At 69.3% G+C, this 12,143-nt stretch carries 10 protein-coding genes; 9 read left to right on the forward strand and 1 reads right to left on the reverse strand.

Going from position 1 to position 12,143, the window contains the following annotated elements; translation table 11 throughout:
* Positions 1-149: 149 nt before the first annotated feature.
* The 8 genes from mprF to BYZ73_RS00615 all read left to right on the forward strand — a co-directional run bounded on the left by mprF (position 150) and on the right by BYZ73_RS00615 (position 10,220).
* A complete protein-coding gene (gene mprF / locus BYZ73_RS00580; RefSeq protein ID WP_181497921.1) occupies positions 150-2,798 on the forward strand; it encodes a bifunctional lysylphosphatidylglycerol flippase/synthetase MprF in 2,649 nt (882 codons plus the stop codon).
* Positions 2,799-3,057: 259 nt separating this feature from the next.
* Positions 3,058-4,659 carry an ABC transporter substrate-binding protein gene (locus BYZ73_RS00585; protein WP_245943014.1) on the forward strand — a complete coding sequence of 534 codons (1,602 nt, stop codon included), beginning with the start codon at positions 3,058-3,060 and terminating at the stop codon, positions 4,657-4,659.
* Positions 4,660-4,729: 70 nt separating this feature from the next.
* Positions 4,730-5,683, forward strand: a complete 954-nt coding sequence (locus tag BYZ73_RS00590; protein ID WP_112314494.1) for an ABC transporter permease — start codon at positions 4,730-4,732, stop codon at positions 5,681-5,683.
* A gap of 4 nt (positions 5,684-5,687) precedes the next feature.
* Entirely contained in the window at positions 5,688-6,572 is an 885-nt protein-coding gene (locus BYZ73_RS00595) for an ABC transporter permease (RefSeq protein ID WP_112314495.1), read from the forward strand.
* Positions 6,559-7,599 carry an ABC transporter ATP-binding protein gene (locus tag BYZ73_RS00600; RefSeq protein WP_112314496.1) on the forward strand — a complete coding sequence of 347 codons (1,041 nt, stop codon included), beginning with the start codon at positions 6,559-6,561 and terminating at the stop codon, positions 7,597-7,599. The genes BYZ73_RS00595 and BYZ73_RS00600 overlap by 14 nt, the downstream gene beginning before the upstream one ends.
* Positions 7,596-8,576, forward strand: coding sequence for an ABC transporter ATP-binding protein (locus BYZ73_RS00605; RefSeq protein ID WP_112314497.1), 981 nt, complete (start codon positions 7,596-7,598; stop codon positions 8,574-8,576). The genes BYZ73_RS00600 and BYZ73_RS00605 overlap by 4 nt, the downstream gene beginning before the upstream one ends.
* Positions 8,577-8,580: 4 nt before the next feature.
* Positions 8,581-9,756 carry an amidase gene (locus BYZ73_RS00610; RefSeq protein ID WP_112314498.1) on the forward strand — a complete coding sequence of 392 codons (1,176 nt, stop codon included), beginning with the start codon at positions 8,581-8,583 and terminating at the stop codon, positions 9,754-9,756.
* The gene (locus BYZ73_RS00615; RefSeq protein ID WP_112314499.1) at positions 9,753-10,220 is read left to right on the forward strand and encodes a RidA family protein; all 468 of its coding nucleotides are present in this window, start codon (positions 9,753-9,755) and stop codon (positions 10,218-10,220) included. Before BYZ73_RS00610 ends, BYZ73_RS00615 begins: the two co-directional genes overlap by 4 nt.
* A 14-nt stretch (positions 10,221-10,234) precedes the next feature.
* Here BYZ73_RS00615 and moaA read toward each other — a convergent pair whose 3' ends face one another.
* Positions 10,235-11,245 (reverse strand): GTP 3',8-cyclase MoaA, encoded by a 1,011-nt coding sequence (moaA, locus tag BYZ73_RS00620; RefSeq protein WP_112314609.1) that lies wholly within the window; start codon positions 11,243-11,245, stop codon positions 10,235-10,237.
* A gap of 105 nt (positions 11,246-11,350) precedes the next feature.
* On the opposite strand from moaA, the gene BYZ73_RS00625 reads away from it, so the two are divergent.
* Positions 11,351-11,908: a hypothetical protein gene (locus BYZ73_RS00625; RefSeq protein ID WP_112314500.1), complete on the forward strand. Its 558-nt coding sequence runs from the start codon at positions 11,351-11,353 to the stop codon at positions 11,906-11,908.
* The last annotated feature ends 235 nt before the right edge of the window (positions 11,909-12,143 follow it).

Here is a 12,143-nt window from a genome sequence, read left to right on the forward strand (position 1 = left end):
CGGTCGCGCCGGGAGGCCAAAGGCGCCCGGCAGAGCGATAACGGCGCCTGCCGGGACGCTGCGAGTCCCCCCGCCGAGGATTGGCGGTGTCGCTGCGCCCCGGAAAATGCTAGAACGGAATACAACCGGAACGGGAGCAAGGTGAAGCCTTGACCGAGGACCGCACGCCCGAGACCGGCCTTGCCGGCACCTGGGCCCGCCTGCGCGCGGGCTTTCCCTATCTCCTGGCCGCCGGCCTTTTCGTCCTGGGGCTGGTGGCGCTTTACAAGCTGCTGGCGGCGGTCAATTTCGCCGATGTGGTGGCGCAGGTCCGCGCCACGCCCTGGTCGACGGTGGGTCTGGCGCTGGCGGCGACGGCGGCCAGCTATATCTCGCTGGTGGGCTATGACTGGTCGGCGCTGCGCTTCATCGGCAAGCCGCTGAAGTTTCCCGTGGTGCTGGCGGGCGGGTTCATGGCCTATGCCTTCGGCAACACCATCGGGCTGTCGGCGGTGTCGGGCGGGGCGGTGCGCTGGCGGGTCTATTCGGCGCTGGGGCTCGACGGCTACGATGTGGCCGCGGTCTCGACCTTCGCGGCGGTCTCGTTTGGGGTGGCGGCGACGGTGGTCGGGCTGGGCGCGCTGGCGGTTCATCCGGGCGCGCTGGCTGCGGTGCTGCCGCTTGCGCCCGGCACGGTCCGCATGCTGGCGCTGGCCGGTGTGGCGCTGATCGCGCTGCCGCTTTTGTGGGCCTCGCTGCGGCAAGGCTGCGTGAAACTCGGCCGCTTCACCTTGCGCGCGCCGGCGCCGGGGGATCTGGCGGCGCAGATCGTCTTTTGCCTGGGCGATATCGGCTTCGCCGCCGCGACGCTTTATCTGCTGATGCCGGCGAACGATCTGGGCTTTGCCACCTTTCTCGCGCTCTTTGCCGCCGCGACCATGGCCGGGGTGCTGAGCCACGTGCCGGGGGGCGTCGGTGTCTTCGAGGCGGTGATGATCGCCGCGATGCCGGCCACGGCCCCGGTCGAGGCGGTGGCGGCCTCGCTTTTGCTTTACCGGCTGATCTATTTCCTCGTGCCGTTCAGCGTGGCCCTGCTGGCGCTGGCCAGCTACGAGCTGTTCCGCTCGGCCGGCGCGCATCTGCCGCGTGGCCAGTGGGGGCGGGCGGTCGCGGCCGCCGATCCGGGCTTTCGCGCGGTCGAGGGGATCGCGCCGCTGGTGCTGGGCACGATGATCCTGGGCGCCGGGCTCTGGATGAGCGTCTCGTCGATCCTGCCGCCCACGACCGAGGCCGCCCGCGCCGCCGAGGCGCTGTTCCCGCTGCCCTTCATCGAGGGCTCGGCCCTGGCCTCGAGCGTGATCGGGGCGGCGCTGGTGCTGCTGTCCTTCGGGGTGATGCGTCGCGCGCTGGCGGCTTTCTGGCTGGCGCTGGTGGTGATGGAGACCGGCGCGGCGGTGGCGCTGATCCAGGGCGTCGATCTGGACCGGGCGGTGTTTCTTGCGGCGGGCGCGCTGTTGTTGCTGCCGTTCCGCCATGCCTTCCACCGCCACACCATGCTGAGCCACGCGACGCTGACGCCCGCCTGGGTCGCGCTGATCGTGGCGCTGATCGCGGGCTTCGGCTTCGTGCTGTTCTTCGCCCACAAGCAGACCCCTTATGCGCATGAGCTCTGGTGGCAGTTCGCGGTCAACGAACGCGCGCCGCGCGCGCTGAGGGCGGTTCTGCTGGGCAGTCTCGTGCTGGGGCTCGGGGCGCTTCTGATGCTGTTGCGCGCGCCCCGCGTGGTGCCCGACCCGCCCGATGCCGAGGATCTGGCCGCCGCGGCGCGGATCGCGGGGGGCGGCGACAACCCCGATGCGGGCTTTGCGCTGACCGGCGACAAGTCGATCCTCGTCTCGGACGATGGCCGCGCCTTCGTGATGTTCGCGGTCTCGGGCCGGTCCTGGATCGCCTATGGCGGCCCGGTCGGCCCCGCCGACGCCGCCGAGGACGTGGCCTTCGCCTTCGTCGACGCCGCCCGGCGCGAGGGCGCGCGCCCGGCCTTCTACGAGGTGCGTGCGGCCGATGTGCCGATCATGCTGGATCTGGGGCTGTCGCTGCACAAGATGGGCGAAGAGGCGATGGTCGATCTCACCCGGTTCTCGCTGGAAGGCTCGGCGCGCAAGAAGCTCAGGACAACCCATTCGCGGGCGCTGCGCGACGGGCTGTCGCTCGACTGGACAGAACCGCCCCACGCGGCCCCGCTTCTGGCCGAGCTGGGCGCCGTGTCGGATGCCTGGCTTGCGGCCAAACGCGCCCATGAAAAGGGGTTCTCGGTCGGGCGGTTCGATCCGGGCTGGCTGAACCGCTGGCCGGTGGCGACGGTGCGCCACGAGGGCCGGGTCGTGGCCTTTGCCAATGTGCTGGTCACCGACAGCCGGACCCAGGCCAGCATCGACCTGATGCGCCAGGTCGAGACCGCGCCGCCCGGCACGATGGAGTTTCTCTTCACCGCGCTGATGCTGCGGCTGAAGGACGAGGGCTATGGCGCCTTCTCGCTGGGCATGGCGCCGCTGTCGGGGCTGAGCCCGGAACGCAGCCGCAGGCTGTGGGACCGGTTCGGCGCGCTGATCTACCGGCACGGGCGGAGCTTTTACAATTTCGAAGGCCTGCGCGCCTTCAAGGCCAAGTTCGACCCCGACTGGCGGCCGCGCTATCTGGCGGCGCCTTCGGCGCTGCCGCCCCTGCTGACGCTGGCCGATGCCGCGCGGCTGATTGGCGGGCGTGCCGACCGGCGCAGCGCCGAGCGGCGCGGCAGCGACCGCCGGCACGAGGCCTGAGGCGCGTCCGGCAGGACATCTTCCCGCGGCCCGGAGGACCTTCCCCTTGGGGAAGGTTCGATTCGGGACGGTCCCGGACGCCGCTCGGGTGGCATTCCATTTCAGCACATGGCGCCAGACTGATCGAATTTAAGGCAATTGCCGGTTTTGGGGGCTGAATCCCGCCCCCTTGCGCCTGCCGTCCCGGACCCTCTCGGGCACAGTGGCCCCGGGACAGGGCGGCGGGGACCGCCCTTGGAACGCAACAAGGAGGTCCAAGGTGCTTGGAATAAAGAAAAGTTTCTCTGCGCTGATGCTGACGGCCGGGCTGCTTTCGGCGCAGACGGCGCTGGCGCAGGGCACGCTGCGCATCGGCATGACCGCGGCCGACATTCCGCTGACCACCGGCCAGACCGACCAAGGCGGAGAGGGCATGCGGTTCATGGGCTACACGGTCTACGACTCGCTGATCGAGTGGGACCTGACCTCGGCCGACAAGCCCTCGACCCTGATCCCGGGGCTGGCCACCGAATGGGCGGTCGATGCCGAGGACAAGACCAAGTGGATCTTCAAGATCCGCGAGGGCGTCAAGTTTCATGACGGGTCCGACTTCACCGCCGAAAGCGCGGTCTGGAACCTCGACAAGCTGCTGGACGACACGTCCGAACAATACGACCCGCGCCAGGCGGCGCAGGGCAAGTCGCGGATCCCGGCGGTCGCGAGCTACCGCGCCATCGACCCGCTGACGCTGGAAATCACCACCAAGGCCCCCGACGCCACGCTGCCCTATCAGCTGGCCTGGATCCTGATGTCGTCGAAGGCCAACTGGGAGGCTCATGGCAAGGACTGGGAACAGGTCGCCATGGAGCCCTCGGGCACCGGCCCCTGGAAGCTTGAGGAATTCGTGCCGCGCGAGCGCGCCGAGATGGTGCCCTTCGCCGAATACTGGGACGAGACCCGGGTGCCGAAGCTCGACAAGATGGTGCTGATCCCGCTGCCCGAACCGAACGCGCGCTCGGCCGCTCTTCTGTCGGGACAGGTCGACTGGATCGAGGCGCCCGCGCCCGACACCATCCCGGCGATGACCGCGAACGGCTTCGTGATCTCGTCGAACGCCTATCCGCATAACTGGACCTGGCACCTGTCGCGGCTGGAGGGGTCGCCCTGGAACGACATCCGCGTGCGCAAGGCCGCGAACCTGGCCATCGACCGCGAGGGCATGGGCGCGCTTCTGGGCGGGCTGATGGTGCCCGCCAAGGGCTTCCTGCCGCCCGGATCGCAATGGTTCGGCAAGCCCAGCTTCGATGTGCGCTATGACCCCGACGAGGCCAGGCGCCTGCTGGCCGAGGCGGGCTACGGCCCCGACAAGCCGCTGAAGGTCAAGGCGCTGATCTCGCCCTCGGGGTCGGGCCAGATGCTGCCGCTGCCGATGAACGAATACATCCAGCAGAACCTGGCCGAGGTCGGCATCGATGTCGAGTTCATGGTGGTCGAGTGGAACCAGATGATCAATCTGTGGCGCGCGGGGGCCGCCGATCCGGCGGTCGAGGGCAGCCAGTCGATCAACTTCACCTACTTCATCCAGGACCCGTTCACCGGGCTGATCCGGCACCTGTCCTGCGACCTGATCGCGCCGAACGGCACCAACTGGGGGCATTACTGCGACCCCGGGATGGAAGAGCTGTTCAGCCAGATCCGCAACACCTTCGATCCGGCCGAACAGGACGAGGTGATGCGGCGCACGCATGAGAAATTCGTCGATGACGCGCTGTTCCTGATGGTGACCCATGACGTGGCGCCGCGCGCGATGAGCCCGAAGGTCAAGGGCTTCGTGCAGGCGCAGAACTGGTACCAGAACTTCTCGTCGATCACGATGGAGTAAGGGCCCGTCCGGGTCCGGCGCCCCCGCCGCCCGCGCGCGGCGGGGCCGTTTCCGAAGGAGAAGACCTTTCATGTTCAGCTATTTTCTGAGGCGGCTGATCCTCGTGCTGCCGGTCGCGTTCGGCGTTTCGGTGATCTGCTTCCTGCTGGTGCAGATCGCGCCCGGCGACCCGCTGACCGCGATCATGCCGGTCGATGCGACCGCCGAGGAACAGGCGGCGATGCGCGCGGCCTACGGGCTCGACCGGCCGCTGCCGGTGCAATATGCGATCTGGGTCGGCAATCTCGCGCAGGGCGACATGGGCCGTTCGATCGCGACCGGTCGCCCGGTCGCGGGCGAGGTCTTCGGTGCGGTGCAGAATTCGCTGCTGCTGGCCGTCAGTGCCGCCGTCATCGCCTTTCCCATCGGCATCTTTCTGGGCTTCCTCGCGGGCTATTTCCGCGACACCGCGCTCGACAAGGCGGTGACGGCGGTGTCGATCGCGGGCGTGTCGGTGCCCAACTACTGGCTCGGGATCGTCCTGGTGATCATCTTCTCGGTCAATCTCGGCTGGCTGCCCTCGATGGGGGCGGGGCCGGGCGGCTCGCGCGACTGGTCCTGGAACTGGGAGCATATGCGCCATCTGGTCCTGCCCGCGGTGACGCTGTCCGTCGTGCCCATCGGCATCGTCGCCCGCACCGTGCGGGCGCTGTCGGGCGACATTCTCAGCATGGATTTCGTGCAGGCGCTTTACGCCAAGGGCATGAGCCGGCTCGACGTGCTGATCCATGTGGGCCGCAATGCCGCCGCGACCGCGCTGTCGGTGATGGGGCTGCAGCTGGGGTACCTCCTGGGCGGGTCGATCCTGATCGAGACCGTGTTCAACTGGCCGGGCTCGGGCTTTCTGCTGTCGAACGCCATCTTCCAGCGCGACCTGCCGCTGTTGCAGGGCACGATCCTGGTGCTGGCGCTGTTCTTCGTTGCCGTGAACCTCATCGTCGACGTGGCCCAGGCCGCCATCGACCCGCGGATCAAGAGGAGCTGAGCCGATGGCGCTGACCGAAACCCTAGAGCCGGTTCAGACCCCAGAGGCGCGCAAGGGCTACTGGGCGGGCGTGGCGCAGCGGCTGGCCCGCGACCCGGTCTCGATGCTGTGCCTCGCGGTCGTCGCGGCGCTGATCCTGGCCGCGATCTTCGCGCCGTATCTCGGGCTGGCCGATCCCTACAAGGGCTCGATGATCGCGCGGCTGAAGCCCATCGGCACGCCGGGCCATCTGCTTGGCACCGACGAACAGGGCCGCGACATGCTGGCCCGGCTGATCCATGGCGGGCGGCTGACGCTGTTCATCGGGCTGATGCCGGTGGTCTTCGCCTTCTTCATCGGCTCGACCCTCGGGATCGTCGCGGGCTATGTCGGCGGCCGGCTCAACACCCTCATCATGCGGGTGGTCGATGTCTTCTTCGCCTTCCCCTCGGTGCTGCTGGCCATCGCCATTTCGGGGGCGCTGGGGGCGGGGATCGTCAATTCGCTGGTCTCGCTGACCATCGTCTTCGTGCCGCCCATCACCCGCGTCGCCGAGGCGGTGACCTCGGGCGTCCGGAGCCTCGACTATATCGACGCGGCGCGGGCCACAGGGGCCAGTGCGCTGACGGTGATCCGGGTCCATGTGATCGGCAACGTGCTGTCGCCGATCTTCGTCTATGCCACGTCGCTGACCAGCGTCTGCATGATCCTCGCGGCGGGTCTCTCGTTCCTCGGGATCGGCGTCCGCCCGCCCGAACCAGAATGGGGCCTGATGCTGAACACGCTGCGCTCGGCGATCTATGTCAATCCGTGGCTCTCGGCGCTGCCGGGGGTGATGATCTTCGTCACCTCGCTGTGCCTCAACCTGCTGAGCGACGGCGTGAGGAGTGCGATGAATGTCCGCGACTGAGCTTTACGACCGGCTGCCCGACCGGGGCGGGCCGGGCCAGCCGCTGCTGACGGTGCGGGGCCTGAGGAAATACTTTCCGATCCGGGGCGGCATCCTCGGGCGCACCCGCGCGATGGTGCAGGCGGTCGACGGCGTGTCCTTCGAGGTCCGCAAGGGCGAGACGCTGGGCATCGTCGGCGAATCCGGCTGCGGCAAATCCACCACGGCGCGGCTGGCGGTCGGGCTGATCGACCGCGACGAGGGCGACATCATCTTCGACGGCGACGCGTTGGGCGACACGCTGAGCCTGCGCGAGCTGCGCCGCGGCATCCAGATGGTGTTTCAGGACAGCTATGCCTCGCTGAACCCGCGGCTGACCATCGAGGAGTCGGTGGCCTTCGGCGCCCGGGTGCAGGGCCTTTCGGACCCGATGGGACGCGCGCACGGGCTGCTGGCGCGGGTGGGGCTTGATCCTGCGCGCTTTGCCCAGCGTTATCCGCACGAGCTGTCGGGCGGCCAGCGGCAGCGCGTGAACATCGCCCGGGCGCTGGCGATGTCGCCCCGGCTGGTGGTGCTGGACGAGGCGGTCTCGGCGCTGGACAAGTCGGTCGAGGCGCAGGTGCTGAACCTGCTGTCCGACCTGCGCGCCGAATTCGGGCTGACCTATATCTTCATCAGTCACGACCTGAACGTGGTGCGCTATATCTCGGACCGGGTGCTGGTGATGTATCTGGGCGAGGTGGTCGAGGTCGCCCCGGTCGATGCCATCTGGGCGCGGCAGGCCCATCCCTACACCCGCTCGCTGTTCTCGGCGATGCCCTCGATGGACCCGGACAACCGGACCGAGGAGCCGCCCCTGACCGGCGATCCGCCAAACCCCATCGACCCGCCCGAGGGCTGCAGGTTTCACACCCGCTGTCCCTTCGCGGCGACGCTGTGCGGGCGCAAGGTGCCCAAGCTTCGCAAGATCGGCGCGGATGGCCACCTGGCCGCCTGCCACCTGCATGACCCTGCGTCCGGCCATCCCAAGGCGGGGAAGATCGCATGACCGACAAGCTGCTTGAAATCGACCATCTGACGGTGCGCTTCAAGGGCGCGCGCACGGTCCATGCCATCAACGACCTGTCGCTGTCGCTGGGTCCGGGCGAGACGCTGGCGCTGCTGGGCGAAAGCGGCTCGGGCAAAAGCGTGACGCTGAAGGCGCTGTTGCGGCTTCTGCCGCCGAAACGGACCGAGATCGAGGGCGACATTCGCGTCGGGGGCACCGACATCCTGCGGCTTTCCGGCCGGTCGCTGCAGCGCTATCGCGGCGGCGACGTGTCGATGGTGTTTCAGGAACCGGCGCTGGCGCTGGACCCGGTCTATACGGTGGGCGCCCAGATCGCCGAGACGGTGATGCGCCACAAGGGCGTCAGCCGGTCCGAGGCGATGGAGGTCGCTCTGGACATGTTGAAGCGGGTCAAGATCCCGTCGCCCGAGCGGCGGCTGCAGAACTACCCGCATGAATTGTCGGGCGGCATGCGCCAGCGGGTGATGATCGCGCTGGCTCTGGCCTGCCGTCCGCGGCTTTTGCTGGCCGACGAGCCGACAACGGCCCTTGACGCCACCGTCCAGATCCAGATTCTGCTTTTGTTGCGCGAGCTTCAGAAGGAATTCGGAATGGGGGTGATCTTCGTCACCCACGATATCGGTGTGGCGGTGGAAATCTCGGAACGGATCGCGGTGATGTATGCCGGCCAGATCGTCGAGGAGGGCACCACCCGCGAGATCATCAAGGACCCGCGTCACCCCTATACGCGCGGTCTTCTGGCGGCAAACCTGCACGATGTGGCACGGGGGGAGCGGCTGGCCGCGATCCCGGGCGCGCCGCCCGCGCTGGATACCCGGCCTGCCTCCTGTTCCTTCGCGCCGCGCTGTGCGCTGGCCGGACCCGATTGCCGGGCCGGGCTGCCGCCTGTCGTGACCCCTGCGCCGCGGCGCCGCGTGGCCTGTCTGCGCGCCGACGAGGCCGTTCCTGCCGAGTGACCGGATGCTGATCGAAGAAGATGCCTATCATGCCTTCATGCCCTATCCCGCCGTGCCGGTGGACAATGCCCCCCATGGGCCGCTGTCCGGGCTGACGCTGGCGGTCAAGGATCTGTTCGATGTCCGGGGCTATCGCACCGGCTGCGGCTGTCCGCTGAAACTGGCCGCGAGCCCCGAGGCCGAGACCACCGCCCCGGCCGTCCGGCGGCTGCTGGAGGCGGGGGCGCGCTTCGTCGGCAAGACCCATACCGACGAGCTGGCCTGGGCGCTTTACGGCATGAACCCCCATTTCGGCATCCCGGTGAACCCGAAGGCCCCCGACCGCATCCCGGGCGGGTCCTCGTCGGGCTCGGCCGTCGCCGTCGCGGCGGGGCTGGCCGATATCGCGCTTGGCACCGATACCGGCGGATCGGTCCGGGCCCCGGCAAGTTTTTGCGGCACCTGGGGGCTTCGGCCGACCCATGACCGGGTGCCGCTGGCGGGCGCGATGGCGCTGGCACCCAGCTACGACACCGCCGGGCTGTTCGCGCGGGACGGCGCGACGCTTCTGGCCGCGGCCGGGGCGCTGATGGACCCCGACCCGGTGCCGCTGCCCGAGATACCCGATCTGCTCTGGCCCGCCGACATGGTGGCCCAGCTTGACGAGGCGCCGCGCGCGGTGCTGGAGGCGGCCTTCGGCACCATGCCCTCGCGCGAGGTCGAGGTGTATCCCGAGGGCGCGGACGCGGCCTATGCCGCCTACCGGGTGACCAACGGCGCCGAGGCGCGCGAGACGGTTCTGCCGTTCATCCGCCGCTCGGGCATGCCGCTGGCGCGCGGGATCGACGGGCGCGTGGCGGCGGCCGCCGCGCTGGAGGAGGCCGAGATCGACAAGGCCCGCGCCACCCGTCATGCCTTTGCCGCCCATCTCGAGGAACTGCTGGTCGATGCCGTCCTGCTGGCGCCCGCGGTCCATGCGGCCCCCTTCGCGCTTGACGCGCCGGACGAGGTCTTGGAGGGCTTCCGCCATGACGCGATGCGGCTGCTCTGCGTCGCGGGGCTGGCCGGGCTGCCGCAGGTGGTGCTGCCCGCGGGCATGGTCGAGGGCGCGCCTTACGGGGTGTCGCTGATCGGGCCGCGCGGGTCGGACCTGTCGCTGGTCGCGCTGGCCCGGCGGCTGGCGCCCGAGCCGCATCCATGACCGCCTGTCCGGTCGAAGCACGGCTGCGAGAGCTGGGCCACAGTCTGCCCGACAGCGCGCCGTCGCGGGCGATGTTCCTGCCGGGCAAGCTCAGCGGCAACCTGCTGTTCCTGTCGGGTCAGATCTGCGAATGGGAGGGCGTCCCGCGCTATTTCGGCCCGGCCGATGACAGTCTGGATCTGGCCGAGGCGCAGGCGGCGGCGCGGATCTGCGCGCTGAACCTTCTGTTCTCGATCCGCGCCGTGGTGGGCTCGCTCGCCCGGGTGCGCGAGATCGTGCGGGTCGGGGGCTTCGTCTCGGCGCGGCCGGGCTTCGAGGCCGGGCCGATGGTCGTCAACGGCGCCTCGCAGCTTTTCATCGACCTCTGGGGGACGGCCGGTCAGCATGCCCGGACGGCGGTCTGCGTGGCTTCGCTGCCCGCCAATGCGCTGGTCGAGATCGACGCGGTGGTCGAGATCGCCTGAGACCGGTTCGCGGCCTAGCCGCCGGTATGGCTCATGTGGCGGCTGACCTGACCGTCGGCGCGCTGGCGCGAATAGTCGAAATCGTGGCCCTTGGGTTTGGCGGCAATGGCTTCGCGGATCGCCCCGATCAGCGCGCCGTCATCGCCCGGATGGGCCCGCAGCGGCGCGCGCAGATCGGCGCGGTCTTCCTGACCGAGGCACATGTAAAGCTCGCCGGTGCAGGTCACCCGCACCCGGTTGCAGCTTTCGCAGAAGTTATGCGACAGCGGCGTGATGAAGCCGATCTTCTGCCCGGTCTCGGCCAGCCGCACATAGCGCGCGGGTCCGCCGGTGCGTTCGGCCAGATCGACCGTGGTGAAGCGGTCTTCCAGCCGCGCGCGCACGTCGCGCACCGACCAGTACTGATCGACCCGGTAGTCGTTGCCCAGATCGCCCATCGGCATGACCTCGATGAAGGTCAGGTCCATGTCTTGGGCGGCACACCAGTCGACCAGATCGAACAGTTCGTCCTCGTTGAAGCCCTTCAGCGCGACGGTGTTGATCTTGACCCGGAGCCCCGCGGCCTGCGCCGCCTCGATCCCGCGCCGGACCTGATCGAGCCGGCCCCAGCGGGTGACGCGGGCGAACTTGTCGGGATCGAGCGTGTCGAGGCTGACATTGACCCGCCGCACCCCGGCCTCCCACAGCGCCGCGGCGTGCTTTTCCAGCTGCGAGCCGTTGGTCGTGACAGTCAGCTCGTCCAGCGCGCCGCTGTCCAGATGCCGCCCCATGGCACGGAAGAAGGTCAGGATGTCGCGGCGGACCAGCGGCTCGCCGCCGGTGATCCGGAGCTTCCGGACCCCGAGCCCGATGAAGGCCGAACAGAGCCGGTCGAGCTCTTCCAGCGTCAGCAGGTCCTTCTTGGGCAGGAAGGTCATGTTCTCGGCCATGCAATAGACACAGCGGAAGTCGCAGCGGTCGGTGACCGACACACGCAGATAGGTGATGGCGCGGGCGAAGGGGTCGATCAGGGGCGGCTGCTGCATCATGTCGCAGAAGGTAAGGGCAGGGGGTGCGCGCGGCAAGCACCTTTCGGGGGCCGCGCGAAGCCGCTAGGCTGGGGCGCGATGCTGGGATCGAGGAGATCGCCGATGCGGCGTGCAGACGGAACGACCCGGGGCCTGACGGCCGCCAGAAAACTGGGACCGGGTTTGGGACTGGCTCTGGTGCTGGCCGGGTGCAACGGCGCCGGAACGCCGCTTGGCGACGGTGCCGCGCCGCCCGCCGAGGAGATCCCGGCCGATCCCGGCGCGCCGCTTTCGGCGCTTGGGACCCTGCCGACCGACGGGGTCCCCGAGGCCACCGGTCCCGAGGCCGGGGCGGCTGCCGGGTCGGACGCGGTGCCGCCCGCCCCTTCCGGGCTGGCCGAGGCCACCGCACCGGTCTTCGGGCTTGAACGCGAGCTGGGCGTGACGACCGCCTCGCTGGGCGATCCGAACGAGGCGGGGTTCTGGGCGGTGACGCCGCTGGTCGACGAGACCCGGCGCGGCCGTCTGGCCGATCCGGTCTCGGGCGCCAGCGCGCAGGTCGAGCTGAGGCCCAGCGACAGTTCGCCCGGGGCGGGCACGCGGGTCTCGATGCAGGCGCTGCGGGCGCTGGGGCTGCCGCCGATCTCGCTGACCAATCTCAAGGTCTACGTGTCGGAATAGGCCCCGGCGAGTCCCGGCCGATTCTTTGACGAAGGCGGGCTTGCGAAACGGTCCGGCCGAATGGCGTGCATTGTTTTGGCAAAATTCTGTCGCGGTCGCCGGTTTCGTCAGACAGGCCGATCCGGAGCGTGCCGGATCGCGGCGGATCATCGTTTCCGGTTCGCCGGGTTTTCCTGGCGTGCCGCCGCCGAACCGCCCTCATCGTTTCCGGTTTCGCCGGTAAACCCCCGGGGCT

It is taken from the genome of Rhodovulum viride, from assembly GCF_003265965.1.
GTDB lineage: Bacteria > Pseudomonadota > Alphaproteobacteria > Rhodobacterales > Rhodobacteraceae > Rhodovulum > Rhodovulum kholense.

Excerpts from the sequence above, each read along its gene's own strand:
- BYZ73_RS00590 (WP_112314494.1), top strand. The coding sequence starts at position 4,730 with ATGTTCAGCTATTTTCTGAGGCGGCTGATCCTCGTGCTGCCGGTCGCG.
- BYZ73_RS00595 (WP_112314495.1), top strand. The coding sequence starts at position 5,688 with ATGGCGCTGACCGAAACCCTAGAGCCGGTTCAGACCCCAGAGGCGCGC.
- BYZ73_RS00600 (WP_112314496.1), top strand. The coding sequence starts at position 6,559 with ATGTCCGCGACTGAGCTTTACGACCGGCTGCCCGACCGGGGCGGGCCG.
- BYZ73_RS00605 (WP_112314497.1), top strand. The coding sequence starts at position 7,596 with ATGACCGACAAGCTGCTTGAAATCGACCATCTGACGGTGCGCTTCAAG.
- BYZ73_RS00610 (WP_112314498.1), top strand. The coding sequence starts at position 8,581 with ATGCTGATCGAAGAAGATGCCTATCATGCCTTCATGCCCTATCCCGCC.
- BYZ73_RS00615 (WP_112314499.1), top strand. The coding sequence starts at position 9,753 with ATGACCGCCTGTCCGGTCGAAGCACGGCTGCGAGAGCTGGGCCACAGT.
- moaA (WP_112314609.1), bottom strand. The coding sequence starts at position 11,245 with ATGCAGCAGCCGCCCCTGATCGACCCCTTCGCCCGCGCCATCACCTAT.
- BYZ73_RS00625 (WP_112314500.1), top strand. The coding sequence starts at position 11,351 with ATGCGGCGTGCAGACGGAACGACCCGGGGCCTGACGGCCGCCAGAAAA.